At 70.8% G+C, this 26,332-nt stretch carries 27 protein-coding genes; 14 read left to right on the forward strand and 13 right to left on the reverse strand.

Features of this window, described 5'->3' with window-relative positions:
• Positions 1-21: 21 nt before the first annotated feature.
• Both KZC57_RS08585 and KZC57_RS08590 read left to right on the forward strand, forming a co-directional pair.
• Positions 22-630, forward strand: a complete 609-nt coding sequence (locus tag KZC57_RS08585; protein ID WP_247641495.1) for an HhH-GPD-type base excision DNA repair protein — start codon at positions 22-24, stop codon at positions 628-630.
• Entirely contained in the window at positions 630-1,055 is a 426-nt protein-coding gene (locus KZC57_RS08590; protein ID WP_247641496.1) for a DUF1801 domain-containing protein, read from the forward strand. The genes KZC57_RS08585 and KZC57_RS08590 overlap by 1 nt, the downstream gene beginning before the upstream one ends.
• A gap of 90 nt (positions 1,056-1,145) precedes the next feature.
• On the opposite strand, the gene KZC57_RS08595 is transcribed toward KZC57_RS08590, so the two are convergent.
• The 3 genes from KZC57_RS08595 to KZC57_RS08605 all read right to left on the reverse strand — a co-directional run bounded on the left by KZC57_RS08595 (position 1,146) and on the right by KZC57_RS08605 (position 5,207).
• Positions 1,146-2,825: an ABC-F family ATP-binding cassette domain-containing protein gene (locus tag KZC57_RS08595; protein ID WP_247641497.1), complete on the reverse strand. Its 1,680-nt coding sequence runs from the start codon at positions 2,823-2,825 to the stop codon at positions 1,146-1,148.
• 278 nt (positions 2,826-3,103) lie between these two features.
• Positions 3,104-3,775: a hypothetical protein gene (locus KZC57_RS08600; protein ID WP_060921521.1), complete on the reverse strand. Its 672-nt coding sequence runs from the start codon at positions 3,773-3,775 to the stop codon at positions 3,104-3,106.
• A gap of 46 nt (positions 3,776-3,821) precedes the next feature.
• Complete coding sequence (locus KZC57_RS08605; RefSeq protein ID WP_060921520.1) at positions 3,822-5,207, reverse strand: glycine--tRNA ligase; 1,386 nt, start codon at positions 5,205-5,207, stop codon at positions 3,822-3,824.
• A 116-nt stretch (positions 5,208-5,323) separates the two neighbouring features.
• Here KZC57_RS08605 and KZC57_RS08610 point away from each other — a divergent pair, with 116 nt between their 5' ends.
• Complete coding sequence (locus tag KZC57_RS08610; protein WP_105950549.1) at positions 5,324-6,793, forward strand: peptide MFS transporter; 1,470 nt, start codon at positions 5,324-5,326, stop codon at positions 6,791-6,793.
• Between the two features lie 12 nt (positions 6,794-6,805).
• On the opposite strand, the gene KZC57_RS08615 is transcribed toward KZC57_RS08610, so the two are convergent.
• Together KZC57_RS08615 and KZC57_RS08620 are read right to left on the reverse strand one after the other, a co-directional pair.
• Positions 6,806-7,495: a GNAT family N-acetyltransferase gene (locus KZC57_RS08615; RefSeq protein WP_247641498.1), complete on the reverse strand. Its 690-nt coding sequence runs from the start codon at positions 7,493-7,495 to the stop codon at positions 6,806-6,808.
• A gap of 47 nt (positions 7,496-7,542) precedes the next feature.
• Entirely contained in the window at positions 7,543-8,163 is a 621-nt protein-coding gene (locus tag KZC57_RS08620) for a hypothetical protein (protein WP_247641499.1), read from the reverse strand.
• Positions 8,164-8,219: 56 nt separating this feature from the next.
• On the opposite strand from KZC57_RS08620, the gene KZC57_RS08625 reads away from it, so the two are divergent.
• Positions 8,220-9,659: an MFS transporter gene (locus tag KZC57_RS08625; RefSeq protein ID WP_247641500.1), complete on the forward strand. Its 1,440-nt coding sequence runs from the start codon at positions 8,220-8,222 to the stop codon at positions 9,657-9,659.
• Positions 9,660-9,749: 90 nt separating this feature from the next.
• On the opposite strand, the gene KZC57_RS08630 is transcribed toward KZC57_RS08625, so the two are convergent.
• The 4 genes from KZC57_RS08630 to KZC57_RS08645 form a co-directional block, all read right to left on the reverse strand.
• Positions 9,750-10,148 (reverse strand): hypothetical protein, encoded by a 399-nt coding sequence (locus tag KZC57_RS08630; protein WP_060921516.1) that lies wholly within the window; start codon positions 10,146-10,148, stop codon positions 9,750-9,752.
• Between the two features lie 260 nt (positions 10,149-10,408).
• Complete coding sequence (locus KZC57_RS08635; RefSeq protein ID WP_060921515.1) at positions 10,409-11,374, reverse strand: serine hydrolase; 966 nt, start codon at positions 11,372-11,374, stop codon at positions 10,409-10,411.
• 111 nt (positions 11,375-11,485) lie between these two features.
• Positions 11,486-13,471, reverse strand: a complete 1,986-nt coding sequence (locus KZC57_RS08640; RefSeq protein ID WP_247641501.1) for a M13 family metallopeptidase — start codon at positions 13,469-13,471, stop codon at positions 11,486-11,488.
• 45 nt (positions 13,472-13,516) lie between these two features.
• Positions 13,517-14,062: a DUF1992 domain-containing protein gene (locus KZC57_RS08645; protein WP_060921513.1), complete on the reverse strand. Its 546-nt coding sequence runs from the start codon at positions 14,060-14,062 to the stop codon at positions 13,517-13,519.
• A 94-nt stretch (positions 14,063-14,156) separates the two neighbouring features.
• On the opposite strand from KZC57_RS08645, the gene KZC57_RS08650 reads away from it, so the two are divergent.
• The gene (locus KZC57_RS08650; protein WP_247641502.1) at positions 14,157-15,479 is read left to right on the forward strand and encodes an MATE family efflux transporter; all 1,323 of its coding nucleotides are present in this window, start codon (positions 14,157-14,159) and stop codon (positions 15,477-15,479) included.
• Positions 15,480-15,598: 119 nt separating this feature from the next.
• Complete coding sequence (locus KZC57_RS08655; protein ID WP_247641503.1) at positions 15,599-15,895, forward strand: hypothetical protein; 297 nt, start codon at positions 15,599-15,601, stop codon at positions 15,893-15,895.
• A 27-nt stretch (positions 15,896-15,922) separates the two neighbouring features.
• Here the strand turns inward: KZC57_RS08655 and KZC57_RS08660 are convergent, their stop codons facing one another.
• A complete protein-coding gene (locus KZC57_RS08660) occupies positions 15,923-16,588 on the reverse strand; it encodes a TrmH family RNA methyltransferase (RefSeq protein WP_247641504.1) in 666 nt (221 codons plus the stop codon).
• Positions 16,589-16,716: 128 nt separating this feature from the next.
• Between KZC57_RS08660 and KZC57_RS08665 the strand changes: the two genes are divergently transcribed.
• Complete coding sequence (locus tag KZC57_RS08665; RefSeq protein WP_247641505.1) at positions 16,717-18,000, forward strand: Nramp family divalent metal transporter; 1,284 nt, start codon at positions 16,717-16,719, stop codon at positions 17,998-18,000.
• Positions 18,001-18,020: 20 nt separating this feature from the next.
• Positions 18,021-18,320 (forward strand): hypothetical protein, encoded by a 300-nt coding sequence (locus KZC57_RS08670; protein WP_247641506.1) that lies wholly within the window; start codon positions 18,021-18,023, stop codon positions 18,318-18,320.
• 1 nt (position 18,321) lies between these two features.
• On the opposite strand, the gene KZC57_RS08675 is transcribed toward KZC57_RS08670, so the two are convergent.
• Together KZC57_RS08675 and KZC57_RS08680 are read right to left on the reverse strand one after the other, a co-directional pair.
• Entirely contained in the window at positions 18,322-19,767 is a 1,446-nt protein-coding gene (locus tag KZC57_RS08675) for a Na+/H+ antiporter NhaC family protein (protein ID WP_247641507.1), read from the reverse strand.
• A gap of 52 nt (positions 19,768-19,819) precedes the next feature.
• A complete protein-coding gene (locus KZC57_RS08680; protein WP_247641508.1) occupies positions 19,820-21,433 on the reverse strand; it encodes an amidohydrolase in 1,614 nt (537 codons plus the stop codon).
• Between the two features lie 70 nt (positions 21,434-21,503).
• Between KZC57_RS08680 and KZC57_RS08685 the strand changes: the two genes are divergently transcribed.
• The 5 genes from KZC57_RS08685 (at position 21,504) to KZC57_RS08705 (ending at position 24,452) form a co-directional block, all read left to right on the forward strand.
• A complete protein-coding gene (locus KZC57_RS08685) occupies positions 21,504-22,172 on the forward strand; it encodes a TetR/AcrR family transcriptional regulator (RefSeq protein WP_247641509.1) in 669 nt (222 codons plus the stop codon).
• Between the two features lie 9 nt (positions 22,173-22,181).
• Complete coding sequence (locus KZC57_RS08690; RefSeq protein ID WP_247641510.1) at positions 22,182-22,814, forward strand: metal-dependent transcriptional regulator; 633 nt, start codon at positions 22,182-22,184, stop codon at positions 22,812-22,814.
• Between the two features lie 96 nt (positions 22,815-22,910).
• On the forward strand, positions 22,911-23,720 hold the full coding sequence (locus KZC57_RS08695; RefSeq protein ID WP_025104898.1) for an HAD-IIA family hydrolase: 810 nt from the start codon (positions 22,911-22,913) through the stop codon (positions 23,718-23,720).
• Between the two features lies 1 nt (position 23,721).
• Entirely contained in the window at positions 23,722-24,291 is a 570-nt protein-coding gene (locus tag KZC57_RS16525; protein WP_247641511.1) for a YdeI family protein, read from the forward strand.
• The gene (locus tag KZC57_RS08705) at positions 24,288-24,452 is read left to right on the forward strand and encodes a hypothetical protein (RefSeq protein ID WP_186326370.1); all 165 of its coding nucleotides are present in this window, start codon (positions 24,288-24,290) and stop codon (positions 24,450-24,452) included. Before KZC57_RS16525 ends, KZC57_RS08705 begins: the two co-directional genes overlap by 4 nt.
• A gap of 21 nt (positions 24,453-24,473) precedes the next feature.
• Here the strand turns inward: KZC57_RS08705 and KZC57_RS08710 are convergent, their stop codons facing one another.
• On the reverse strand, positions 24,474-25,676 hold the full coding sequence (locus tag KZC57_RS08710) for an anhydro-N-acetylmuramic acid kinase (RefSeq protein ID WP_247641512.1): 1,203 nt from the start codon (positions 25,674-25,676) through the stop codon (positions 24,474-24,476).
• Between the two features lie 215 nt (positions 25,677-25,891).
• Between KZC57_RS08710 and KZC57_RS08715 the strand changes: the two genes are divergently transcribed.
• Positions 25,892-26,326, forward strand: a complete 435-nt coding sequence (locus KZC57_RS08715) for an apolipoprotein A1/A4/E family protein (protein WP_247641513.1) — start codon at positions 25,892-25,894, stop codon at positions 26,324-26,326.
• Positions 26,327-26,332: the final 6 nt, after the last annotated feature.

The raw sequence follows: 26,332 nt of genomic DNA on the forward strand, positions 1-26,332 counted from the left end.
GCGGGGTGGGAGACTGGAGGCATGGCCTTTCACATCACCGGAGACACCGCCGCCGACGCCCTGCTGACAGAGAACCCGACGGCTCTGCTGATCGGCATGCTGCTGGACCAGCAGATCCCCATGGAGACCGCGTTCACCGGACCGCTCAAGATCGAGCAGCGGACGGGAGCCGCGGATGCTGCGGCGATCGCGGGCATGGCACCCGAGGAGTTCCTGGAGGCCTTCCGCCAGACCCCCGCGGTGCACCGGTTCCCCGGCTCCATGGCGACGCGGGTGCAGACCCTGTGCCAGGCGCTCGTCGACGACTGGGACGGGGATGCCGCGGCCCTGTGGACGCGCCCGTCGACAGGCTCGAGCCCTTCGACAGGCTCAGGGACCCAGCCGAGCGGCACCGAGGTACTCGAGCGACTCAAGGCCCTTCCCGGCTTCGGCGAGCAGAAGGCGAAGATCTTCCTCGCCCTCCTCGGCAAGCAGTACGGGTTCACCGGCGAGGGCTGGCGGGAGGCTTCGGCGCCCTACGGCGAGGACGGTTCGTACCGCAGCGTCGCCGACATCGTGTCGCCGGACTCGCTGACGAAGGTGCGCGAGTACAAGAAGGCGATGAAGGCCGCGGCGAAGGCGGCGAAGTAGTGCAGCCGACCGGGGACGACGTCGCGGGGCTGATCGCCCGCTCCTCCCCGGCCGTGCGTCGCCGTGATGCGGAGACGCTGACCGCTCTCCTGCAGGACATCACCGGGCGCGAGCCGCAGACCTGGGGGTCGATCATCGGGTTCGACTCCTGCCACTACCGCTACCCCACCGGGACGGAGGGCGACAGCGGCATTCTGAGCTTCGCCCCCCGGAAGGCCGCGACCACGATCTACCTCCTCGACGGGGTGGACGCCCACGCGGAGGCTCTCGGCGCGCTCGGCCCGCACACGACGGGGGTGGGCTGCCTCTACCTCAAGGACCTCGACGAGGTCGACCTCGACGTGCTGCGCGGGATCCTCGAGCGTTCGCGCGCCTGGGTCGAGTCCGGCGGCGACGCGCGCATGCAGCTGACGGTCTCGTCGTAGCTCTCGTCCTGTCGCCGAGACCCCGGGTTCCCGCCGAAACCCCGGCGTGCGGACGTGCGGAGCCCGGGGTCTCGGCGGGAAGGCGGGGTCTCAGGCGGTGGCCACCCCCTCTTCAACCTGCACGCGCCGTGCGTCCGCCGCGTGACGACGCCACCGCCGGTCGTGCGTCACCGTGACGACGGCGGCAGGATGGTCGACGAGGGCGCCCTCGAGCTGCTCCACGAGCTCGGGATCGAGGTGGTTCGTCGGCTCATCGAGCAGCAGCAGATCGAACGGCGACGCCAGGGCCACCGCGAGATCCAGCCGCCGACGCTGCCCGACGGAAAGAGCCCGCACGTCGCGCTCCACCTCCGACCCGCGGAAGAGTCCATGAGCCAGGAGAGCATCCTGTGCATCCACCGGCGGCGTCCCGGTCCGAGCCGCGAACACCTCGACGGCTGAACCCCGCAGGCGCGCGTCGACCTCCTGCCGGAGGAACGCGATCCGCAGCCCGTCCCCGCGGACGAGCGTCCCGGATGCGGGGAGGAGCTCGCCGGCGAGGAGGCGGAGGAGTGTCGTCTTCCCGGCTCCGTTCGGCCCGGTCATGAGCCACCGCGAACCGGCCTCGATCGTCCACCGCGACACGTCGAGCCGTCGTCCCGGTGCGCGGAGGGAGACGGCATCGAGGGTCAGGAGCGGGTCGTCGAGCGGTGCCCGATCCTCTGCCGCGACCACGAACCGCAGCGGCTCGGGCGGCGCCGGGCACGGGTTCTCCCGCAGCCGCGACAACCTCTCCTTCGCCATGCGGATGCGTCCGACGGCACCGTGGTCGCGGCTCCGCGCCCGGAACGCGCCATGACCGAAGCCGTCGAGTTCGAGCTTGCGCGGGATCGACTGCAGCCGGAACGCGTTGGCGGCGAGCAGGGCCTCGGTGCGGGCGACCTCGGCCTTCCACTCCTCGTGGCGCGCAGCCGCCGCCCGGCGTTCCGCCTCGCGCGCCCGCAGGAAGCCGGCGTAGCCATCGCCGTAGCGCCGGATCCGTCCGTCCTCCACCTGCGCGACAGCCTTCGCGAAACGGTCCAGGAAGTCACGATCGTGCGTCACGACCACCAGCGCTCCCCGGTGCGCCGCGAGACGCTCCTCGAGCCAGGCCAGCGCCCGGTCGTCGAGGTCGTTCGTGGGCTCGTCGAGGAGCAGCAGCTCGGCTCCGGAAGAGAGGGCGACCGCGAGAGCGAGCCGCGCCCGCTCTCCGCCCGACAGCGCGGCCACCGGTCGCCCGCGATCCAGCCCGCCCACTCCGAGCTGTTCGAGGGCGGTGTCGATGCGATGGTCGACCTCGTATCCGCCACGGGACTCGAAACGGTCCTGCAACAGGGCCACAACGGCCATCTGCGACGCGCGCTCGGAAGGGGTCGCGGCGGCGAGGAGGTCGTAGGCATGGCCGAGTTCGCGCTCCAGCGCGCGGAGGTCGCCGAGGAGCTCGTCGATGGCGTCGGCCACCGTCGCTCCCTCCGCGAACACCGGATTCTGCCGGGCGTGCGCGATCCCGCCGGGAAGGTCGATCCGGACCTCCCCGGACGTGGGAGCGAGAGAACCGGCGAGCAGATCGAGCAGCGTCGACTTCCCCGCGCCGTTGTCGCCGATGACGGCGAGGCGGTCGGTGGGGCCGACGACGAGGTCGATCCGGTCCAGGACGAGTCGGTCGGCGAACCGGACGGAGGCGGCCTGCAGCGCGCACTCGCGATGAGCGCGGGCCGAGGACTCGGAAGGGATCGAGAGTACAGGGAACATGAGGGGTCCTCTCCAGCGGCGCACGCGCACCGCCGGGATCTGCGTCGATGACGCGGGGAACAGGAACCTCGACCGCACCCGGAGTCGGGCGCGTTCGCTCAGGACCCACCGCGGAGAGGATCTCTCGACGCGGCGTCCCGATCTAGCGAATCAGAGTACCCACGAGGAGCGACCATAGCAGGGTCGCTCAGCGCCCGCCAGACCCCGTTTTCTCGCCGAGACCCCGACGTGTGCCCGCATGCAACCCGGGGTCTCGGCGAGGACCCGGGGTCTCAGCGTCAATGGCGGGGGCGGGAGGAGAGGCGGGGGAGGGCGAAGAGGAGGATGATCGCGAGGACGATGCCGCGGACGATCCAGAGGCCGGGCTCCCAGATCACCTCGTAGTTCCCGGGGAGGCCGAGGAACGCGGCGATGATGGAGCCCCACGACGCGCGACCGCTGCTGTCGGTGTCGATCGAGAGTCCACCCACGATGCTCAGCACGCCCAGGCTCAGCAGCACGATCGGCATGATGAGGGCGCCGGGCTTCGCCTCCCCGCGCGCGATCAAGCGGATCACGGTCACGATCGAGACGAGGGGGAACACGAAGAAGAACCAGACGAGGGCCCCGAGCAGCAGCCCCACGACGATGAAGACCGGCACCCAGAGGAGCATCCAGGGGCCTTCGTCGGCGATGAAGTAGTCGGGGTCGCGGAGGATCGCGACGACGAAGCCCGCCAGGGTGCCCAGCGGCAGCACCGCGAGAACCCACCAGAACACGGCCTTCGGCACGCGTTTCCGGTCCCCCAGCCGCGTCATCACGATCTGGATGATGACCGCCGCCGCGAGCGCCGGGATGCCGAACATCGCGATGATGGGCCCGGCGCCGTCGTTCTCCCGCAGGTCGAGCACCGTGAGGATCATCCATGACACGGCGAGCGCCCCGAGCACGATGGCCGCGACCGGACGCACGGGCGAGGCTTCTCCCCGTGCGCCGGCTCCCCCCGGTGCCGTCACGTCAGGCGCCGCGGAGGCGCTCCGTCAGGTAGGCGTGCAGCTCGTCGATCGGGACGCGCTCCTGCGCCATCGTGTCGCGGTCGCGCACGGTCACGGCACGGTCGTCGAGCGAGTCGAAGTCGACCGTGACGCAGAACGGCGTGCCGATCTCGTCCTGGCGGCGGTAGCGGCGGCCGATCGCACCGGCGTCGTCGAAGTCGACGGCCCACGAGCCGCGGAGCGTGTCGGCGACCTCGCGGGCGAGCGGCGACAGGTTCTCGTTGCGCGACAGCGGGAGCACCGCCGCCTTGACCGGAGCCAGGCGCGGGTCGAGCTTGAGCACGGTGCGGGTGTCGGTGCCGCCCTTGGCGTTGGGCACCTGCTCCTCCACGTACGCGTCGACGAGGAAGGCCATCATCGCGCGGGTGAGGCCGAAGGACGGCTCGATCACGTACGGCGTATAGCGCTCGCCCGTGGCCTGGTCGAAGTAGGTCAGGCTCTGGCCGGAGGCCTCGCTGTGGCTGGAGAGGTCGTAGTCGGTGCGGTTGGCGACGCCCATGAGCTCGCCCCACTCCTTGCCTGCGAAGCCGAAGCGGTACTCGACGTCGATGGTGCCGGCCGAGTAGTGCGCGCGGTCCTCCTCCGGCACGTCGAACTGGCGCATGTTCTCCGGGTCGATGCCGAGGTCGATGAACCAGTTCCAGCACGCCTCGACCCAGTGGTCGAACCACTGCGGCGCCTCGGCGGGCGGCGTGAAGAACTCGATCTCCATCTGCTCGAACTCGCGGGTGCGGAAGATGAAGTTGCCGGGGGTGATCTCGTTCCGGAACGCCTTGCCGACCTGGCCGATGCCGAACGGCGGCTTCTTGCGGCTCGCGGTGAGCACGTTCGAGAAGTTCACGAAGATGCCCTGCGCGGTCTCGGGGCGCAGATAGTAGAGGCCGGACTCGTCATCGACGACGCCGAGGTACGTCTTCACCAGACCGGAGAAGGCCTTCGGCTCGGTGTACTGCCCCTTGGTGCCGCAGTTCGGGCAGGGGATGTCGGCGAGACCGTTCTCGGCCTTGCGGCCCTTGCGCGCCTCGAAGTCCTCGATGAGGTTGTCGGCACGGAAGCGCTTGTGGCACTGCAGGCACTCGACGAGCGGGTCGGTGAAGGTCGCGACGTGACCCGAGGCCTCCCACACGCGCTTCGGCAGGATGATGCTGGAGTCGAGGCCGACCATGTCGCCGCGGCCGCGCACGAAGGTCTGCCACCACTGCCGCCGGATGTTCTCCTTCAGCTCGGTGCCGAGGGGTCCGTAGTCCCAGGCCGACCGGGAACCGCCGTAGATCTCACCCGCCTGGAAGACGAAACCGCGGTGGCGGGCGAGGGCGATGACCTTGTCGAGGCGGGACTGTTCGGCCACGGTGGCTCCAATGGTCGGATGCGGAGAATGCCCGTGAGCACGGGCACCCCCATTCTATCCGGGGCCTGAGCGCAACCCCTGGCCGCGGGACCCGCGGGAGGAGTACCGTCCCACGCATGAGCACCACCGCGCAGCCGCCCGCCTCCCGCGACGAGGACACCCGCTTCTTCGGACAGCCGTGGTCGCTCGTGCACATCTTCGGCGTGGAGATGTGGGAGCGCTTCAGCTTCTACGGCATGCAGGGCATCCTGCTCATCTACCTGTACTTCTCGGTGGCCGATGGCGGCCTCGGCCTCCCGGAAGCGGTGGCGGGCGGGATCGTCGGCGCGTACGGCGGCTCGGTGTACCTGTCCACGATCCTCGGGGCCTGGCTCGCCGATCGACTGTTCGGCTCCGAGCGGGTGCTGTTCGTCAGCGCCATCGTCATCGTCTCGGGCCACCTCGCCCTCGCACTCCTGCCGGGGTTCGTCGGCGTCGGGGTCGGACTCGTGCTCGTGGCCCTGGGCTCGGGCGGCCTGAAGGCCAACGCCACGTCGGTCGTGGGGACGCTGTACCGTCCGGACGACGAACGACGCGACGCCGGGTTCTCGCTGTTCTACCTCGGCATCAACCTCGGCGCCTTCCTCGGTCCGATCCTCACCGGACTGCTCCAGTCGACCCTGGGCTTCCACTGGGGGTTCGGCCTCGCCGCCCTCGGCATGACGCTGGGTCTCGTGCAGTACTCGTTCGGCCGCCGCGGCCTGCCCGCCTCCGCGCGCGAGGTGCCGAACCCGCTCCCCCGCGCGCGCTACCCGCTCGTCGCCGGCATCGCGGTCGGTGCGGTCGTCGTGATCGCGGTGCTCGTGCTGACCGGAGTCATCCAGGCCGACAACCTCGCCACCATCGTGATCGCGGTCACCGTGGTCGCCGCGGTCGCCTACTTCGCGGTGATCCTCGGCAGCCGCCGCATCGATGCCACCGAGCGCTCGCGGGTCTGGGGGTTCCTGCCGCTGTTCCTCACGAGCGTCGCGTTCTGGTCGCTGTACCAGCAGCAGTTCACGGTGCTGACGATCTACTCCGACAAGCGACTCGACCGCGACCTGTTCGGGTGGGAGATGCCGGTGTCGTGGGTGCAGTCCATCAACCCGGTGTTCATCATCATCCTGTCCGGGGTGTTCGCGGCGATCTGGACCAAGCTGGGGAAGCGCCAGCCGTCGACCCCCGTCAAGTTCGGACTGGCCGCCATCATCATGGGCTCCGCGTTCCTGCTGTTCCTGCCGTTCTCCGGCGGCGGTGCGAACTCGACGCCGCTGCTCGCGATCGTCGGCATCCTCTTCGTGTTCACGGTCGCCGAGCTGCTGCTCTCGCCCGTGGGGCTGTCGGTGACGACGAAGCTCGCCCCGGCCGTGTTCCACACGCAGATGGTCGCGCTGTTCTTCCTGTCGATCGCCCTCGGCACCGCCATCTCGGGCGAGCTCGTGAAGTTCTACGATCCGGAGAACGAGGTGCCGTACTTCTCGATCCTCGGCGGCATCGCGATCCTCGTCGGCATCGGCCTACTGCTGAGCGTGAAGCCCGTGCTGCGGCTCATGCGGGGCGTGCGGTGACGGCCCCGGCGATCACGCGGTGAAGAGGTAGCCCCGGCCGGTCTCGAAGCCCGCGATGTGGAGGCCGCTGCCGAGCAGGCCCTCCATCTGCGCGCGCAGCCGCAGCCGCCACTCCTGCGCGGCCGCGGGGTCGGACTCCCGCATGCCCTCGATGTCGTCTGGGATCTCCAGCGTCTCCACGACGGCGTCCTTCGCCGGCGGCTTGGCGATGTCCGCGAGGGCCCACTCGACGTCGAGGCGGTCGCTCTCGTCGCCCGCGTCGCCGCCGCCGAAGATGCCGTACCGGTTCACCGAGTAGCCCGTGGCGCGCGCGCCGAGGACGGTGAGGAAGAAGTGCGCGTTGCGGGCGACCAGCGGGTCGAAGGTCCAGGTGATGCGCCCGACGTCGCGGGAGAACGCCCACTGCCGCTGGTGCTCCTTGAGCTCCCGGCCCCATCCGCGCCCCCGGTACTCGGGCAGCAGAGCCGTGATGTGCGAGTGCATGGCGCGGCGGGCCGGTTCGCCGAAGAAGGCGATCGAGGCGCCGACCATGCGCTCCTCGTCGCCTTCGCCGTCGAAGAAGCCGACGACGTAGTTGCCCGACTGCTGCAGGGCACGGAGGGTCCCGGCGTCCACCACGCGCTGCGGGCCCCGGATGGAGTCGAGCAGGCTCTGGGCGTCGAGGATCAGTTCAACGGTGTCGAGATCGCGGATGGTTCGCACGAGCCCAGTCTGCCCCTCCTCCGCCCGTTCGCGGAAACCGACCCGGCTCAGCGGTACGGGAACGCCTCACCCCCGCCCGCGGCGAGCGCCTCCGCGACGATGCGGAGGTGGTCCTCGGCCATCTCCGCCGGCAGCGGCGGCAGGATCCCGTCCCAGAACGCGAGCACCGCGCCGCGGCCCTGCATCATCCCGGCTGGACGGCCCAGCGCCCACATGTGCATGTGCGCGGAGCCGTCGTTCCAGCGCCCGAAGTGACAGCGGGCGACGCCGGGGATGCTCTTGACCGCCTCGGACACGCGCTGCATCAGCGGCCCGAGCGCGGCGAGCACGTCCTGCGGCGCGTTCTCCAGGAGCCAGTGTTCGCGCGGTGCGACGCCGCCGATGAAGGGCAGACCGCCGACGTCCCACCCGGCACGCACCTGCCAGAGGTCGTCGTGCCAGATGGTGTGCACGCTCGGACCGCAGTGACCGCACGCAGCCGGGTCGTGCTCGCCGGCGCGGGGCTTCTCCGGCACGAGCATCGGCTCCAGCGGTCGCATCGTGACGCTCTCGAACGCCCACGGCAGACCCTCCGCGACCGCCGAGGCGTCGAGCACCTCGCCGATCGGGAGCCGGCGGTGGTACGCGGAGTCGGCGGGGTGCTGCGCGGGCGCGATGTCGTCGGTCATCCGGCCATGCAACCACATCGGCCCCTCCCCTCCGGGATCGCCGATAGCCTGAGCCGGTGGGTGCGAACGACGACAGAGCCAGGAAACGCCTCTCCCGTACCCCTCCGCGGTGGGCGATCATCGCGGTGCTCGCGTTCGCGGGCCTGTGCTCCTCGTTCATGTTCACGCTCGTCGTGCCGCTGCAGGCCGAGCTTCCGCAGCTGCTGAACTCCTCCCGTGAGGACACCACCTGGGTGGTGACGATCACCCTGCTCGTGGCCGCCGTCGCGACCCCGATCTCCGGCCGTCTCGGCGACATGTACGGCAAGCGCCGCGTCGTCATCGGGCTCCTCGCGATCCTCATCGTGGGCTCGATCATCGCCGCGCTCTCCGGATCCATCGTCGGCGTCATCATCGGCCGTGCCCTCCAGGGGGCCGTGACCGGCGTCGTGCCCCTCGGAATCGCGATCATGCGCGACGTGCTGCCTCCCGAACGCCTCGGCACCGCGGTGGCCCTGATGAGCGCCACCATGGGCGTCGGCGGGGCGATCGGCATGCCCGTCGCCGCGCTGCTCGCCGAGAACGCCGACTGGCACATGCTGTTCTGGCTCGCCGCCGCCCTCGGAGTCCTCGGGCTGCTCCTGGTGCTCGCCGTGGTGCCGGAGGACGTGCTCCGCTCCCCCGGTCGGCTCGACGTGCTCGGGGCCATCGGACTCGCGATCGGCCTCACCGGTCTGCTGCTGTTCGTGTCGCGCGGCGCCGAGTGGGGCTGGACGGCGCCGCTCACGCTCGTCTGCGTGATCGGCGGCGTCGCGGTGCTGCTGCTGTGGGGCTGGTACCAGCTGCGCACGGACGATCCGCTGCTCGACCTGCGCGTCGCCGCCCGGCCCGCCGTCCTCTTCACCAACATCGCCGCCATCGGCATGGGCTTCGCCCTGTTCGCCTCGAACGTCACGTTCCCGCAGATGCTGGAGATGCCGGCGGTGGGCGGCGCCGGATTCGGGCTCGACATGGTGGCGGCCTCCCTCGTGATCATGCCGGCGGGTCTGGTCATGATGGTGATCTCGCCCCTGTCCGGGTGGCTTGAGCGCACCGTGGGGCCGCGGCCGCTCTTCACCGTCGGGGCCATCGCGATCGTCCTCGCCTACGTCTTCGTGCTGCTGTGGTCGACCGAGGTGTGGCACATCTTCGTCGCCAACATCTTCATCGGCGTCGGCATCGGGTTCACCTTCGCCGCGATGCCCATGATCATCATGCGCTCCGTGCCCGCGAACGAGACCGGGGCGTCGAACGGCCTCAACGCGCTGTTCCGCTCCGTGGGCACATCCACGGCCTCGGCCGTGATGGGCGGGGTACTCGCGGCGATGAGCGTGGACGTCGGCGGCGTGGCCGTGCCGACGAGGGCCGCGTTCGAGGTCTGCTTCTGGCTCGCGATCGCCGCCGGCATCCTGGCCGTGGTCCTGTCCCTGTTCATCCCGCGACGACGCGCCGAGGAGCCGCACCCCTCGCTGCGCTGACCCGTTCGGCGGTCGTGGATTCGCATCGAGGTCGCAGGGACTCCCGCAGAGCGTGCGACCTGCAGCGGATCTGCGACCTGCGGCGGAGGGTCAGCGGAAGATCGTGCGCGGATCCGGGTCGTCGGTACGCGGTGGCCGCAGCCGGGCGGGAAGCGGCCACGGCAGGGTGAACCGCGCGGTCGCGGGTCGGGTCATGTCCCCGAAGTCGTCGACCTTCACGACGATGCGCCCCGGCGTGCCCTCTTCGTCCGGCGTGACTTCGAGGATGCGCACCCGAAGCGGGCGGTCACCCTCTCCCTCGAGCATCCACGGATCGGCGAGCCAGGCGATGCCGTGCTCATCCAGCGCGGCCTCCGCGTCGAGCCACTCACCGGGGCCGAAGACCCTGCGCCCGAGGACATCGACGGCGATCCAGTCCTCGCCCTCCGGACGGATCCAGCCGAGCAGCTCGCCGTCGTCGCGGCGGTGCGGGGTCCAGGCATGAGGCATGCCCCGATGCTAGCCCGCGCGTCGCACGATCAGGCTCTCGCGCGACATCAGGCGAGCGCGCGACAGCGGGCTCTCGCGCGACATCAGGCAGTTGCGCCCCCGAAAGCCTGATGCGACGCGAATGTCTGCGTTCGCGCGCGGGATCCAGGGGACGTGGAAACAGGGGAACAAGCCAGGTCAGGCGAGCGCGAGAGGTCAGGCTCGTTGTCACTCTGGAAGCCTGATCTCGCGCGGATGCCTGTTCGCGCGAGGTCAGGGGGTCAGTGCGTGTACTCCATGAGTTCGACGCCGAGCACGCGGAAGGCGTCGTGCGCGCGGAGACGGTGGCTGATCGACAGGTCGTCGAAGCACACGATCATCGAGTAGGCGACCCCGGCGCGCGGCCCCGCGAGCACCCCCGCCTCGGCGCGCACTCCCCGGTCGCGCCCGGTCTTGTTCACGAACAGCAGGCCGTGCGCGTCGTGCTCGTGTGCGAAGGGGTCGAGCCCGGTCGAGGCGGCCACGAGGCTGAGATCCTGGTTGAGGCTGAGCCACTCCGAGACCTGGGCGCTGACGGCGGCATCCACGACCTGGGAGTTCACGAGCGCGGAGAACAGCCCGGCGAGCTCGCGTGCCGACCCCACCGCGACCTGCGGGGCGTCGTCCGGACCGCGGCGGTCGCGGAACCGGTCGAGCAGGGCGGTGCGTCGCAGACCCAAGCCCTCGATGCGCTCCCGCACCCGGTCGTGCCCCACCTTCTCCAGCAGGATGTTCACGGCGATCGGATCGCCGGCGGTCGCGGCCAGCACGGCGAGGTCTTCCAGCGGCAGCGCCGGGGCCCGCAGGTGCCGCCACAGCCCGGAGCTCTCCACGGCCTCGACGCTCGTGCGCTCCACGATCTCGAGAGGGTCGAGGGCACCGGACTCGAACGCCGCCGCCACCTCGATGAGCAGCGGGACCACACCGAGGCCGGCGACGGGCATGGTGACGTGGTCGTCTCCCGCCAGCACGTGCACATGGGAGTCGAGGTCGACCACGTGCACCGACACCTGCGCTCCGGAGTTCGCGAGGCCTTCGAGAGCCTTCAGCGTCGACGTGAACGACCGCCGGCCGACGGCCACGCGGCGGGGCAGCCGACGGGCTCCCGGCCGCTGCGAACGCCGACCGCGGGACGACTCAGGCGCACTCCCGGACGCTCCGGGAGCCGAGGGGTTCCGGAACGCGTCACCAGGGTCGGTCGCACCCACGCGTGGTCCTTCAGGAGGGGGAGGGATACTGCGCATCCGGGAAGGGTGCCCCGGCGGCAGGGATATCGTAACCCCACCGCCGGGGCACACCTCACAGAGTCCGGAGGTTCGTCACCAGATGGTCACCCGTGACGACTCCGGCAGCCACAGGGCGTCGTTCTCGGTGACCCCGAAGGCCTCGTAGAACGCGTCGATGTTGCGGACGATCTGGTTGCACCGGAACTCGTTCGGCGAATGCGGATCGATCGTCAGCAGACGCAGGGTCTCGGCCTCGCGGCTCTTCTGCTGCCAGACCTGCGCCCAGGACAGGAGCAGCCGCTGTACCCCGGTGTAGCCGTCGATGACCGGCCCTTCGACGCGCTCCGGCACCGACGGATCGGCCCGCAGCGACAGCTCGTACGCCTTCAGCGCGATCCCGAGGCCGCCCAGATCGCCGATGTTCTCACCGATGGTGAGGGCGCCGTTCACGTGATGCTCGGCGTCCAGCCCCTCCGGCACGAGGGCGTCGTACTGCGCGATGAGCGCCTTCGTGCGCTCCTCGAAGGCCGCGCGATCCGCGTCGGTCCACCAGTCCTGCAGGCGCCCCTCGCCGTCGTATCGGCTGCCCTGGTCGTCGAAGCCGTGGCCGATCTCGTGCCCGATGACGGCGCCGATCCCGCCGTAGTTCGCCGCCGCGTCCCGCCCGGCGTCGAAGAACGGGTACTGGAGGATGGCCGCGGGGAAGACGATCTCGTTCATCGAGGGGTTGTAGTACGCGTTCACCATCTGCGGCGGCATGTGCCACTCGGTGCGGTCGATCGGCTTCCCGACCTTGTCGATGTTGCGGTCGTGCTCGAAGATCGCCGCGCGGCGCACGTTGCCGAGGAGATCGGTCCGGTCGATCACGAGGGCCGAGTAGTCGCGCCACACCTCGGGGTGCCCGATCTTCGGGGTGAACGCGTCCAGCTTCGCCAGCGCCCGCTGCCGGGTCTCCGCGGCCATCCACTCCAGGGTCTCGATGCTCTGCCGATAGGCCTCGACGAGGTTCGCGACGAGCTCGTCCATGGCCGCCTTCGCCGTCGGCGGGTAGTGCCGCTCGACGTAGACCTTGCCGATCGCCTCGCCCAGGGCCCCTTCGGCGACGGAGACGCCGCGCTTCCAGCGCTCGCGGAGCGTCGGGACGCCGGTGAGCTGGGTGCCGTAGAACGAGAAGTTCTCCTGCACGAGCTCGTCGGTGAGGTAGGGCGCCGCCGCGTGCACGACCTTCGCGCGCAGCCAGGCCTTCCAGTCGTCCAGCCGCTCCGGCGTGAGCAGAGCGCCCAGCCCCTCGAAGAAGCTCGGCTGCGCGACGACGACCTCGTCGAACGCCTGCGGGTTCGTCGGCGTCACGGCTTCGCGCCACGGAGTGAGGTCGACGCCGGCGAGCTCCTGCAGCTCGTCCCACGTCTTGAGGTTGTAGGTCGCCACCGCGTCACGGCTGCGCACGTTGTCCCAGTGGTGTCCGGCGAGCTCGGTCTCCAGCGCGATGGAGCGCTCGGCCTGCGCCGCGGCATCGGTCACACCGGCGAGGGCGAGCAGGCGCTCCAGGTGCTCCCGGTACGCCGCGCGGGTCTCCGCGAAGGTGTCGAGACGGAAGTAGCTCTCGTCCGGCAGCGAGAGCCCGGCCTGCACGAGCACCGGGAGGTAGCGCTCCGGGTTCCCGGGGTCGCCGTCGACGTAGAGGCCGATCACCGCCGCCCGGCCCTCCCGGTCGTAGGTGCCGACGGTGCGCAGGAAGGCCGGGATGCCGTCGATCGCGTCGATCTCGGTGAACGTCTCGGCCAGCGGGGTCACGCCGGCCGCGGCGATGCGGTCGGTGTCCATGAAGCTCGCGAAGAGGTCGCCGATCTTGCGGGCGAGGGTGCCCTCCTCCGCGTCCTGCGACTCCTCGACGATCGCACGGACGTCCTTCTCGGCCTGCTCGGCCAGCAGATGGAAGGAGCCCCAGCGCGCCTTGTCTCCGGGGATCTCGGTGCGAGCGATCCAGGCGCCGTTCACGTGACGATACAGATCGTCCTGCGGGCGGATGTCGGGGCTGAGGTCGTCGAGCGCGAGGCCCGCGGGAAGCACGTCGGTCATGCGCTCCAGCCTATGGCCGGGGTCCCCCACGGTGTCCAGAAGAGGTCAGTCCCGGGGTCGGCGCCCGAAGCGTCGGCGCCGGGGTGACGTCTCTGGCACCGGTGTCCGCGCGGCCCGGCGTTCCGCCCACGCGACGACCTCGGCGTCGACGTCGCGCAGCGCGGTCACGACGGGAGGTCCACCCTGGAGCTGGCGCCGGGCCTCGCGCACACGCCGGTTGAAGTCCTCGAGCACCTCGCGCACGTCGGACTCGCGACCGAGGAGGTCGAGCTGCCCGTCGAGCTCGCGGTCCTCCGTGCGCAGGAGGATGGCGGGAGGGCCGAGCCCGGTCAGACCCTCGGTCTCGATCTTCCGGCGGATCCACCAGTCCGGGTCGTGGTGGTCGCCGAGCCCTTCGAGCGGCTTCCCGGCTCCCGGCAGATCGTCGAAGTCGCCGCGACGGATGGCGACCTGGATGGCGGATTCGACGAAGGCGGCTCTATCGACCGCCGCGGCCGCGGACGGGGTGCCGGTTTCGCTGTCGTCTTCAGCACTGCCGCCCTGCTGCTGCCGCGCTCGATAGCGCGCGGCCGCCTCCCGGGGATCCGTCATGGTGCGCCTCCGTCCGCTGGGAGCTCCTCCTTCACCCTACGTCCGGTCGAGGCCGGCGGTCTCGGGTGTCGACGACAGGTCATAGGCTCGGAGGATGGCCGCCCGCACCTCCCTGAACCGCGAGATCCTGCGCCTGGCGGTCCCCGCCCTCGGTGCGCTCATCGCGGAGCCGGCCTTCCTCATCGTCGACGCCGCCCTCGTCGGCCATCTCGGCACCGTCCCCCTCGCCGGGCTCGGCATCGCCGGAGCCGTGCTGCAGACGATCGTCGGCCTCATGGTGTTCCTCGCGTACTCCACGACTCCCGCGGTCGCGCGTCGGTTCGGGGCCGGGCGTCCGGGGGAGGCGGTCTCGGTCGGGATCAACGGCATGTGGCTCGCACTCGGCCTGGGTGCCGTGCTCGCCGTCGTCGGCGCCGTCTCGTCCCCCTGGCTCGTCTCCCTGTTCGGGGCGAGCGCCGAGGTGGCGGCACAGGCGAACGAATACCTCGTGATCTCGATGTGGGGTCTCCCCGCGATGCTCATCGTGTTCGCGGCCACCGGTCTCCTGCGCGGGATGCAGGACACCATGACCCCGCTGTGGATCGCGGGACTCGGCTTCGCGGCGAACGCCCTGCTGAACTGGCTCTTCATCTACGGCCTCGGCTGGGGCATCGCCGGCTCCGCGGCAGGCACGGTGACGGCGCAATGGGGCATGGTCGCGGCGTACGCGCTCGTGGTCCGGCGCCTGGCGACCCGGCACAGCGCCTCGTTGCGCGCCCAGCGCGACGGTCTGCGCCACACCGCGACGTCGGGCGGCTGGCTGTTCCTCCGCACCGTGAGCCTGCGCGTCGCCCTGCTCGCCACCGTGGCCGTGGCGACCGGGATCGGCACGGAGGAGCTCGCCGGGTGGCAGATCGTGTTCACCATCTTCTCGGCGGCGGCCTTCGCCCTCGACGCGCTCGCGATCGCCGCGCAGGCGCTGATCGGCAAGGAGCTGGGTGCCGGTGACGAGGAGCAGGTGCGCCGAGTGCTGGCGCGGACGGTCGCGTGGGGAGCGTGGTTCGGGGTCGTGGTCGGCGCCGCCATCGCCGCCCTCTCCGGGGTGCTCGGCATCGTCTTCACCGGCGATCAGGGCGTGGCAGACGTGGTGCAGCCGGCCCTGCTCGTGCTCGCGGTGGCGCAGCCGGTCGCGGGCGTGGTGTTCGTGCTCGACGGAGTGCTCATGGGAGCGAACGACGCCCGGTACCTGGCGATCGCGGGCGGACTGAACCTCGTGCCGTTCCTGCCCACCCTGGCGATCATCGCCGCGACGGGGGTCGACGGCACCGCCGGCCTCGTGTGGCTCGCCGTCGCGTTCTTCGGGGTGTACCTGCTCGCACGGCTGGCGACGCTGGGGTGGCGTGTGCGCTCCGGGCGATGGCTCGCCGCGCCGGCCTAACTCCTCCACAGTCGACGGAGAGAGCGACTTATCCCCCGTCGCTGGGCAGAGCGGAATACAGCACCCCGCCCCTCTCGCCCTCCGGTGCAGCATGGAGCGACACTGAAGGGATGCTGGGGATGAACGACGCACAGATATGGACGACGATCGGGGTTCTCGCCTCGGGCTTGTACGCCACGATCACGCTCATGGCGACGATGTTCGTGAGGATCATCAAGACGGAGATCGGCACGGTCCGCACGGAGATCGGCGGGATCAAGGGCGAGATCGTCGGGATCAAGGGCGAGATCGTGGGCGTGAAAGCCGAGATCGGGGATCTCCGGAAGGAGGTGCACGGCCTGAGCCGGCGCATGGACGGTCTCGACCGCGACGTCAGCGCGATCTCGCGACACCTGTTCGGGATCGATCCGGCCTGACGGAGCAGGTACGACCGCTCCTCGTGCTCACTCCGCGTGGCGACGACACCACTCGTACATGATGACGGCGGCGGCGGCACTCGCGTTGATCGAGCGGGTCGAGCCGTACTGCGTGATCTCGATGTGACCGGAGGCGGCAGCCAGTGCCTCCGGCGACAGCCCCGGCCCCTCCTGACCGAAGAGGAGCACGCACGAGCGCGGCAGGTCGGCGCGGTCCACCGGCACGGCCCCGTCGACGTTGTCGATCGCGATGACGGGCAGCCCCTCGGCGGCCGCCCAGGCGGCGAAGGTCGCGATGTCCTCGTGGTGCACGACGTGCTGGTAGCGGTCGGTCACCATGGCGCCGCGCTTGTTCCAGCGACGGCGGCCGATGATGTGCACCGTGTCGGCGAGGAACGCGTTGGCGCTGCGCACGATGGAACCGATGTTCATGTCGTGCTGCCAGTTCTCGATCGCGACGTGGAACGGATGACGCCGCGTATCGAGATCAGCGACGATCGCCTCCATGCGCCAGTAGCGATAGCGGTCGATGACGTTCCGCGTGTCGCCGTGCGCGAGGAGCTCGGGATCGTACTGCTCTCCCTCAGGCCAGGCCGACGGCCCTCCGGGCCAGGGGCCGACGCCGTATCCGGGCTGCGCCGAGGACCCCCCGGGGGCGGTCGGTTCCGTGCTCTCGGGGCGCTGCGCATCCATCCCGCCAGGCTATCGCCGCCTCCGCCTGGTCGCCGTCGGCGGAGGGGCCGACGCCCCGTCGCCGAAGGGGTCGCGGGCAATCATGACCAGTGATTTAGGCACACCGAAAAATACGCTACGGTTTCGGTGTGCCTAAAAATTCCGACGCCGTACTGATCCCCGCCCGCACCGCCTCGCCGCGCCTGCTGTGGCTGCTGGGACCGGCACTGGTGGCAGGTGTGGCCTACCTCGACCCGGGCAACGTCGCCAGCAACATGACCGCGGGGGCGCAGTACGGCTATCTGCTCGTGTGGGTGGTCGTCGCCGGCAATGTGATGGCCTGGCTGATCCAGTACCTGTCCGCGAAGCTCGGCGTCGTCACCGGGCAGAGCCTCCCGGAGGTGCTGGGCCAGCGGCTGCGCCGCCCCTGGACCCGCCGCGCCTACTGGCTGCAGGCGGAGCTGGTCGCGATGGCGACGGACCTCGCCGAGGTCATCGGCGGTGCCGTCGCGCTGAACCTGCTCTTCGGCGTACCGCTGCTGTGGGGCGGCCTCATCACCGGGGCCGTGTCCATGGTCCTGCTCGCCGTGCAGAATCGTCGCGGCGCTCGGCCGTTCGAGTTCGTGATCATCGGCCTCATGTTCGTGATCACGATCGGCTTCATGGCTGGCCTGTTCCTCGCGCCACCTGACCCGGCCGGGGTCGTGAGCGGCCTCGTGCCGCGCTTCGAGGACACGGGGTCCGTGCTGCTCGCCGCCTCGATCCTCGGCGCGACGATCATGCCGCACGCGATCTACGCGCACTCCTCCCTGGCCCGCGACCGGTTCGGTGCGACGAGTGCCGAGACGACCGAGGAGGCGGCCCGGATCGAGACCTCGCGGATCCGCCGCCTGCTCACGGCGACGCGCTGGGATGTGACGATCGCTATGGTCATCGCGGGCTCCGTGAACCTCGGCATCCTCCTGCTCGCGGCGGCGAACCTCGCGGGCGTCGCGGGGACCGACTCGCTGGAGGGCGCACACGCCGCCCTCGCCGCGGGTCTCGGCCCGGTCGTGGCGACCTTCTTCGCCGTGGGACTGCTCGCCTCGGGTCTCGCCTCGACCTCCGTCGGCGCGTACGCGGGCGCCGAGATCATGCACGGCCTCCTGCACGTGCGCATCCCCCTGCTGGCCCGCCGCCTCGTGACGCTCATCCCCGCGCTGGTGATCCTCGGCATCGGGGTGGACCCCACGCTCGCCCTCGTCCTCAGCCAGGTCGTGCTGTCTTTCGGCATCCCGTTCGCGCTGATCCCGCTCGTCGCCCTCACGGCGCAGCGCCGCACGCTCGGCGCCTGGGTCAACCGGGCGTGGACGACAGCCGCCGGCATCGTGGCCTCGGTGCTCCTCATCGCCCTGAACGGCGCCCTGCTCTGGCTGGTGCTGACGGGGGCATGACGCCGGATAGGCTCGACATCATGCCTGCCGCCTCCGCCCGTCGCACCGTCCGCCTCCTCACCTGGAGCGGCTTCGCGACCGGGGTCATCGGCGGTCTGCTCATCGCGTTCCCGAAGGTCATCGGCCCCGCCAGCCCGTGGGTGCAGCTCGCGCTCGGCGTCGCGACCCTGATCTTCGCCTTCCGTGCCCGCAAGGTGGGCATCGCCGAGGTGGAGGGCTTCGACGGGCGCCTCTCGCTCGCCGCCGCCCTCCTGGGGTTCCTCGTGCTCTTCTTCGCCGGGCAGGCGGCCGTGATCCTGCTCGGCTCCGCGGGCGCCTGATTCAGGCCGCGACGAAGCCCGTCACGAGGTAGAGCACGAGCGAGATCCCGGCGGCGATCCCCGCGTAGGGGAGGATGGCCAGCATGAGGTTGATCGGCTTGATGCCGATGGACCGCGACGCGAGGATGATGCCGTCCCCATAGAGGCAGGTCGTGCTGCCCAGCGCCGCCCCGGAGAACACCGCCGCGCCCGCCAGGATCGGGTCCGCGCCGAGGGCCAGCGCGAGCGGCAGCACCACCGGGGTGATGACCGCCGCCAGGTCCCAGAACGAGCCGGTCGCGTAGGCGTACACGCCGCAGACGGCGAACACGATGGCGGGCAGCAGCGCCGGGGTGAGCACCGGCTCCGTGACCTGGATGACGAACTCGGCGAGCTGCAGAGTGATGTTCATCTCCTGCACCATGAACGCCAGCACGGTGAGCACCATCACGAAGAGCATGCTCTCGATGCCCTCCAGCGCCGCGTCCAGCACGCCCCGCACGGAGAGGCGGCGCTGCACGAGGACGAGCACGATCGTGACCGCGAGCGCGGCCGCGGTGCCGGCGACGACGTTGGCGTCGGTCGCGATGGTGACACCCACGAGGACCGCCATCGCGAGGAGGAACGACCACGGCTGGGGGCGGCGCCCCTCCTCCGTCGAGGTCTCCAGCGCCACGGCGACCCGCTGCGCCGTCGAACCGTCGGGGTCGTCCGCGCGCAGCTCGGAGAGCAGGGCCGCTCCCTCCGCGCGGCGTTCCGCATCGGTCGTGCCGAGGGGGAAGACGTCGCCGTCGCGCTCCGCCCGCAGGGCGTCCTTCTTCAGCGGACCGAAGCGCGGCAGCCAGCCGATGCTCATCAGCAGGGCGACCGCGATCGCCGTCCACCCGAAGAAGATGAACGGGATCGACTGCAGGTAGGCGCCGAAGCCGCTGCCTCCGACGGTCACGCCCTGGGCCTCGAAGAGTCCGGAGAAGAACAGCGCCCAGGTCGAGACCGGGACGAGCACCGCGATCGGCGCGGCGGTCATCTTCATGATCGCGCCGAGCTGCGTACGAGGGACGCGGTACCGGTCGGTCACCTGCTTCATCGAGGTGCCGGTGGTGAGCACGTTGAGGTAGTCGTCCACGAACAGGACCACCGAGAGCAGGAACGTCAGCAGCGTCGACTTCCGCCGCGAGGTCACGAACCGTTCCACCCAGCGGGCGAAGTCGGTGACGATGCCCGACTTCTCGAACAGCATCATGAGGATGCCGAACAGCGCCACGATGAGCAGCAGCCATTGGGCGGTCTCGTTGGACAGCGCTGTTCCCGTGTATTCGACCCAGACGTCGAAGCCGCCCCAGCCGCCCAGGATCAGGGCGCCGGCGACGGTGCCGCAGAGCAGGGCGAAGAGGGTGCGCCGGGTGGCGACGGCGATCACGAGGATCACCGCGATGGGCAGGAGCGCGAGGGCGCCGAATTCGGGCATGGGGTTCACCTCGGTGTGAAGAAGGAAGGGGGTATGAGGGGTCGAGCGGGGGTCAGGGCTCGACGCCGCCGACGACCGTCCGCTGTACGGGCAGGTCGGGGAGGTCGTCCGGGGCGACGTGCAGCGGGTTCTCCGCCCACACGGCGTAGTCGGCGCGGAACCCGGGGGCGATCCGGCCGAGGTCGGTGTCGCCCTGGGCACGCGCGGCACCCACGGTGTAGCCGTGCAGCGCCTGGTAGGGGGTGAGCACCTGGTGGGGCTCGAAGACGGGGGCGTCGCGGTCGCCGGGACGACGGCGCAGCTGGGCCCAGGCGAGGCCGATGCGGGCGTCGTTCTGGGCGATGGGCCAGTCCGATCCCAGGGCGACCGGGGCTCCGGCCTCCCAGTAGTCGCGCACGCGCCAGGCACGGGCGGCACGGGCTGGTCCGAGACGCCGCGACCAGTCGTCCGAGCCGTCGGCCTTGCGCCACTGCAGGTGGAGCGGCTGCATCGAGGCGGTGATCCCCGCGGCCGCGAGGCGCGCGACGTCACGATCGGTCGTGGTCTCCAGGTGCTCGATCCGGTGGGGTGCGCCACCGGCACTGCGGACCCCGGCGGCGAGGTACGCATCGATGACCTCCCCCACCGCTCGGTCGCCGATGGCGTGCGTCGCGACCTGGAAGCCGGCCTCGGCATAGCGGCGCACGGTGCGGGCGTAGGCGGCGGCGTCCTTCCAGAACGGCGCGGTCCCCTCCCCCGCCGTGTCGGGCTCGTACAGCCAGGCGGTTCCCGTCTCCACCACGCCGTCGGCATAGAGCTTGATGACCCCGCCCCGCCAGCGCTCTCCTCGGCGGTCGCGCATCCGGAGGTTCTCGGCCGTGCGGGCGGTGTCGAACCCGGGCTCGTGGTCGATGGCGGAGACGATGCGGATCGGTAGACCCGGCCCCTGCTCCATGGCGTCCAGCAGGTCCAGGGTCGCGAAGCCGCCGTCCATGATCGTGCCGCCGGTGAGGCCGGAGGACCGGAGCCCCTGCAGCAGTTCGTGGCCGGCGGCGAGCGTCTGCGCACGGTCCAGGGCGGGGGCGGCGAGGCGCACGGGCTCGTAGGCGCCGAGTTCGCGCAGCTCGCCGGTCGGGATCCCCTCGGCGTCGACCACGACGAGGGAGGAGTCGTCCGTCTCGCGCGGCCCGGTGATGCCGCCGCGCCGCAGCCCCTCGCGGCTGGCCAGCGCGGTGTGCCCGTCGAACACGATGAGGAGCGCAGGGAGGCCGCGCACCGCGTCCTCGATGGCGTCGGCGGTCATGGGGATCTCGTGGAACACGTCGTAGTCGAGATTCCACCCGCGCACCCACGGCTCGGCGTCCTCGGCGAGCGCCCGGTCGGCCTCGGCGCGGAGGGCGGCGCGCAACGCCGCGGCGGTGGTGATGCCCCCGAGGTCGATCCCCACAGTGAGCTCGAGGCCCTGCAGCGGGTGCAGGTGCGCGTCGATGAGCCCGGGGGTGACGGCGGCGCCGCCGAGGTCATGCACGACGGTGCCGGTCCCGCGCAGCTCGCGGACGAGGTCGTCGTCGCCGACCGCCAGGAAGCGCCCGTCGCGGATGGCGAAGGCCGTGGCCTCCGGGCGGCGGGGGTCCATCGTCACAACGCGCGCGCCGGTGACGATAGTGTCGGCGTCGAAACCCGTCATGACGTTCTTCCTCGAGCGAATTGAAAGAGTTTCAATAAAGTAGCAGACACGGAACCCGAATCGAGCCCCGATGACGAAGACTCCCCGCAGCGTGGGCCGCCCCTCCGGCCGGGTGCTCACCGAGGAGCGGATCCTCGATGCCGCCTTCCGACTCAGCGCCGAACGCACCCCGCAGCGCTTCACCATGACCGCGCTCGCGGAATCCCTCGGGGTGCGCACCTCGGCGCTCTATCACCACTTCGAGAACCGCGACGCCGTGATCCGGGCCATGCGCGGCCGCGTGAGCCGCTCCCTCGCCACCCCGGTGCCCCGCGAACGGCCGCTGGAGGACGCCCTGCTCGCCTGGGCGCACAGCTATCGCGACGCGGCCGTCGCCGCCCCGCAGGCCATGGTCATGCTCGCGAGCTCCCCCATCGATGCCGACGAGGGCTCGTTCGCGGACTACGAGCAGATCGCGGTGCTGCTCTCCGACGACGGCTGGCCCCGCGAGACGATCGTCGATGCCATCGTCGCGCTGGAGTCGTTCATCATCGGCTCCGCGCTGGACGCGCTCGCTCCGGCGGACAACATGGCACCGAAGGAGCTCGCCCCCGCCTACCCCACCTTCGCCGCGGCGGAGAGTGCGAGGGCCGAGCTCAGCGACGACCCCGCCCGACGGACGTTCGAGATCGGCGTGCGCGCCCTCATCCGCGGCCTCACGGCCTGGGCGCGCGGGGGCGGAGACTGGTCCGCGCCGTAGAGTGGTGGGGTGGCATCCCCGGCAGCTGACGACTATCTGAAGACCGTCTACGCGCACACCGAGTGGCAGGATGCGCCGATCACCCCCTCGGTCCTGGCGGCCAAGCTCGGCATCGCCCCGTCGTCGGTCACGGAGATGGTGAAGAAGCTCGCCGCGGCGGGACTCGTGTCGCACGTGCCCTACGGAGCGGTCCGGCTGACGGACGCGGGGACCACCCGGGCCCTCGCGATGGTCCGCCGCCACCGCCTCATCGAGACCTGGCTCGTGCAGGAGTTCGGGTACGGATGGGATGAGGTGCACGACGAGGCCGAGGTGCTGGAGCACACCATCAGCGACCGGCTGCTCGAGGGCATCGACGAGCGCCTGGGGCGGCCGCGCTTCGACCCGCACGGAGACGCCATCCCGGATGCCGAGGGCCGCATCGAACGCGAGCCCTTCGTGCTGCTCGCCGATGCCCCGGACGGACACACCGGCCGCGTCCTCCGCGTCGACGACCGCGACCCGGAGCTGCTGCGGACCCTCGACGCCCACGGGGTCGTCGTGGGGACGACCGTGACGGTGACCCCGTCCGGCATCACCCTCGACGGCACCGAGCCGCCGCTGCCCCCCGCCGCCCGCGCCGTGGTGTGGTTGTCGGCCTGACCCCCGGCTTCGAATCGCGCACTTTGCGGCACATCGGCCGGGGATGGGGCCAATCCGGCGATTCGAAAGGAAAGGTGAGGCCTCTAGGCTGAGCACATGGCACACCGTGACGACATCGAATGCTGGCTCACCGACATGGACGGCGTGCTCGTCCATGAGAACGACGCCATCCCCGGGGCCTCCGAACTCCTCGCCGGATGGGAGCGCAACGAGATCCCGTACCTCGTGCTCACGAACAATTCGATCTTCACCGCCCGCGACCTCTCGGCCCGCCTCCGTGCGAGCGGCCTGATCGTGCCGGAGGAGCGCATCTGGACCTCCGCGCTCGCGACCGCCGACTTCCTCGCGCAGCAGCTCCCCGGCGGCTCCGCCTTCGTCATCGGCGAGGCCGGCATCCTCACCGCTCTGCACGAGGCCGGCTTCATCATGACCGAGACGAACCCCGACTTCGTCGTCGTCGGCGAGACCCGCAACTACTCGTTCGAGGCCATCACGAAGGCCATCCGCCACATCATCAACGGCTCGCGCTTCATCGTGACGAACCCGGACGCCACCGGCCCGAGCGCCGACGGGGTCCTGCCGGCCACGGGAGCGATCGCCGCCCTCATCACCAAGGCCACCGGCAAGGAGCCCTACGTCGTCGGCAAGCCCAATCCGATGATGTTCCGTTCGGCCCTGAACAAGATCGGCGCGCACTCGAAGAAGACGGGGATGATCGGCGACCGGATGGACACGGACATCGTCGCCGGCATCGAGGCGGGGCTGCACACGGTGCTCGTGCTCACCGGCATCAGCGACCAGCGGATCATCGAGCAGTACCCCTTCCGCCCGGACGAGATCGTCGACTCGGTCGCCGACCTGCTGCCGACCATCACCGACTCGATCCCCACTCTCGACGAGGACTGACGTGGGCGCCCTCGACGACGGCGAGCGGGTCACGGCGGCGGATGCCGCGGAATGGCGCGCCTGGCTCGAGGCGAACCACGAACGCACGGCCGGGGTGTGGCTGCTGAGCGTGCGCGGGCGATCCGCCACCGGCGTCGGCTACGAGGACGCCGTCCGGCAGGCGCTGTGCTTCGGGTGGATCGACGGCCCGGTGCGCACGTTCGACGACGAGACCGGTGGCCAGTGGTTCTCCCCTCGACGCCCGGGGAGCGGCTGGGCGGCGACGAACAAAGCCCGCATCGCGGAGCTGGAGGCCGCGGGGCTCCTCGCTCCGGCCGGCATCCGCGCGCTGGAGACCGCGAAGGCGAACGGCTCCTGGACCGTGCTCGACGGTCCCGAGGCCGGCATCGAGCCGCCGGAGCTCACCGCCGCCCTCGACGCGGTGCCCGCGGCGAGGGGGAACTGGGATGCGTTCCCGAAGTCGGTGAAGAAGTTCGGCCTCACACACATCGCGATGGCCAAGCGGCCGGAGACGAAGGCCGCGCGCATCGCGAAGATCGTGGCGGATGCCGCGGAGGGGAAGCGCCCATGAGCCAGAGCGACCTGCTGTTCCTCGTCCTGTTCCTCATCATGCTCACGTCGCTGGTCGTGTTCGTGGTGCAGTTCGTGCGCTCCCGCCGCCGCGGCGGCGAGGATGACGGCCGCGCCGGCTGGTGGGAAGGCCCCTGGGACGACGACGACCGCCGACGCTGAGCCGACGGCCGTCGCCCGGTCTCAGGAGGCGAGCGACGCTCCGGCCGCCTCTGTCAGCGTGAGCGAGTCGATCGCCGCGACCGGCTCGGGCATCTGCAGCGGACCGGCACCCGGGGTGATCGTGCCGAGGATGCGCGGCTCGCGCGCCCCGGTCCCACCGGGGACGATCGCGGGGACGCCGTGCAGGGTCGACCAGCCGATGAGGGCGAGGAGGATGGCCTCCTTGCTGTCGGCGGGGGCGCCGAGCTCGTCGGCCAGCGCGACCTCGGTCTGCGGCAGCGCCGCCCGGAGCCCGTCCAGGAGCAGCGGGTTGCGGCAGCCGCCGCCGGACACCGCGAGGAAGCCGATCCCGGCGGCCTCGACGTCGCGGGCGACCGTGCGGACCGTGAGCTCGGTGAGCGTGCGCACGACGTCGGCGACCGCGATCTCGCGTCCCTGCGCTGCGAGGTGCTCGTGCACGTAGGCGAGGTGGAAGTGCTCCTTGCCCGTACTCTTCGGCGGGGTGAGGGCGTAGTAGGGGTCCGCGAGCATGGCGTCCAGCAGCGCCTCGTCGACCCGTCCGGTGCGGGCGATCGCCGCGTCGTCGTCGTAGCCGAGCGGGTTGAGGTCGTGCGCGACGATGACCGCGTCGACAAGCGCGTTCGCGGGGCCGATGTCGTAGGCGACGAGGCCGTCCGGGCGGACGACGGTCATGTTCGAGATGCCGCCGAGGTTCAGCGCCGCCGAGACGCCGGCGCGACCGCGGAGCAGCAGCTCATCGAGGAACGACACGAGCGGAGCACCGTGACCACCCGCGGTGATGTCGCGGATGCGGATGTCGGAGACGACGGGCACGCCGGTCTTCTCGGCGATCCAGGCGGGCTGCCCGATCTGGAGGGTGCCGAGCGCGTGGGAGCCGTCGACCCAGTGGTAGACGGTCTGACCGTGCGAGCACACCGCATCGACGCCGCCGACCTCGGCCGCGATATCAGCCGCGACGTCGGCGAACGCCTGCCCGATGAGGGTGTCGAGCTCGGCCACCTCGGCCAGGGTGGTCTGTGCCGGAGGGAGCGCGGCGATGAGGCGTGCCCGCAGCTCGGGATCGTAGGGGACGCTCGTGGATGCGAGCACCGTGCCCCGGAGGTCGACGCCGTGCGCCGTGAACCCCCCATTGGTGGCGAAGTCGACGACGGCGGCGTCGATCCCGTCGTGCGAGGTGCCGGAGATCAGTCCCAGGACGCGCATCGATTTCCTTCCGACAAGAGGTAGGTATCAAAACTACATCAGGTGGCATATGGGTGTAACAGCGTTTCATCCGCCTGGTTGGACGGCCTGGGGTGCCCTCTCCTCCACACTGCCGCGTGATCGGTAATCGCTTCACAGATCCCGGAATTCCGAGCGACGCGCGCACGGCGACCACGTATCGTCGAAGCCGCACCCGCACCGAGGAAGGGAGCACCGTGTCCGCGAACACCCTCACGGTCGTCGTCAGCGCGATCGGCGTCGTGCTCACCCTCGGCGCGAGCCTGTTCGCGGCAGGGGCGGGGATGATCCGTCGCATCGACGAGCGTCTCGGCACCGTCGACCATCGGCTCTCCACACGCATCAACTCCGTCGAAGGAAGGCTCGGCGCCCGCATCGACTCCGTGGAAGAGAAGCTCACCGCACGCATCGACTCCGTCGAAGAGAAGCTCACCGCACGCATCGACACCGTGGAAGAGAAGCTCGGCGCCCGCATCGACACCGCCGAAGAGAAGCTCGGCGCCCGCATCGACACCGCCGAAGAGAAGCTCGGCGCCCGCATCGATGCGGTGGCGGCGGACGTCACGGAGCTGAAGATCGCCGTCGCCCGGCTCGAAGGGCCCCCGCGACGCCTGCTCGTGTCGGGGAGCTGAGCCTCG

This window comes from Microbacterium sp. KSW4-4 (assembly GCF_023091185.1).
Taxonomy (GTDB): Bacteria; Actinomycetota; Actinomycetes; order Actinomycetales; family Microbacteriaceae; genus Microbacterium; species Microbacterium paraoxydans.

Excerpts from the sequence above, each read along its gene's own strand:
- KZC57_RS08680 (WP_247641508.1), bottom strand. The coding sequence starts at position 21,433 with ATGACGGGTTTCGACGCCGACACTATCGTCACCGGCGCGCGCGTTGTG.
- KZC57_RS08705 (WP_186326370.1), top strand. The coding sequence starts at position 24,288 with ATGAGCCAGAGCGACCTGCTGTTCCTCGTCCTGTTCCTCATCATGCTC.
- KZC57_RS08670 (WP_247641506.1), top strand. The coding sequence starts at position 18,021 with ATGCCTGCCGCCTCCGCCCGTCGCACCGTCCGCCTCCTCACCTGGAGC.
- KZC57_RS08620 (WP_247641499.1), bottom strand. The coding sequence starts at position 8,163 with ATGACCGACGACATCGCGCCCGCGCAGCACCCCGCCGACTCCGCGTAC.
- KZC57_RS08710 (WP_247641512.1), bottom strand. The coding sequence starts at position 25,676 with ATGCGCGTCCTGGGACTGATCTCCGGCACCTCGCACGACGGGATCGAC.
- KZC57_RS08595 (WP_247641497.1), bottom strand. The coding sequence starts at position 2,825 with ATGTTCCCTGTACTCTCGATCCCTTCCGAGTCCTCGGCCCGCGCTCAT.
- KZC57_RS08685 (WP_247641509.1), top strand. The coding sequence starts at position 21,504 with ATGACGAAGACTCCCCGCAGCGTGGGCCGCCCCTCCGGCCGGGTGCTC.
- KZC57_RS08640 (WP_247641501.1), bottom strand. The coding sequence starts at position 13,471 with ATGACCGACGTGCTTCCCGCGGGCCTCGCGCTCGACGACCTCAGCCCC.
- KZC57_RS08585 (WP_247641495.1), top strand. The coding sequence starts at position 22 with ATGGCCTTTCACATCACCGGAGACACCGCCGCCGACGCCCTGCTGACA.
- KZC57_RS08610 (WP_105950549.1), top strand. The coding sequence starts at position 5,324 with ATGAGCACCACCGCGCAGCCGCCCGCCTCCCGCGACGAGGACACCCGC.
- KZC57_RS08645 (WP_060921513.1), bottom strand. The coding sequence starts at position 14,062 with ATGACGGATCCCCGGGAGGCGGCCGCGCGCTATCGAGCGCGGCAGCAG.
- KZC57_RS08675 (WP_247641507.1), bottom strand. The coding sequence starts at position 19,767 with ATGCCCGAATTCGGCGCCCTCGCGCTCCTGCCCATCGCGGTGATCCTC.
- KZC57_RS08650 (WP_247641502.1), top strand. The coding sequence starts at position 14,157 with ATGGCCGCCCGCACCTCCCTGAACCGCGAGATCCTGCGCCTGGCGGTC.
- KZC57_RS08655 (WP_247641503.1), top strand. The coding sequence starts at position 15,599 with ATGAACGACGCACAGATATGGACGACGATCGGGGTTCTCGCCTCGGGC.
- KZC57_RS08695 (WP_025104898.1), top strand. The coding sequence starts at position 22,911 with ATGGCACACCGTGACGACATCGAATGCTGGCTCACCGACATGGACGGC.
- KZC57_RS08660 (WP_247641504.1), bottom strand. The coding sequence starts at position 16,588 with ATGGATGCGCAGCGCCCCGAGAGCACGGAACCGACCGCCCCCGGGGGG.
- KZC57_RS08630 (WP_060921516.1), bottom strand. The coding sequence starts at position 10,148 with ATGCCTCATGCCTGGACCCCGCACCGCCGCGACGACGGCGAGCTGCTC.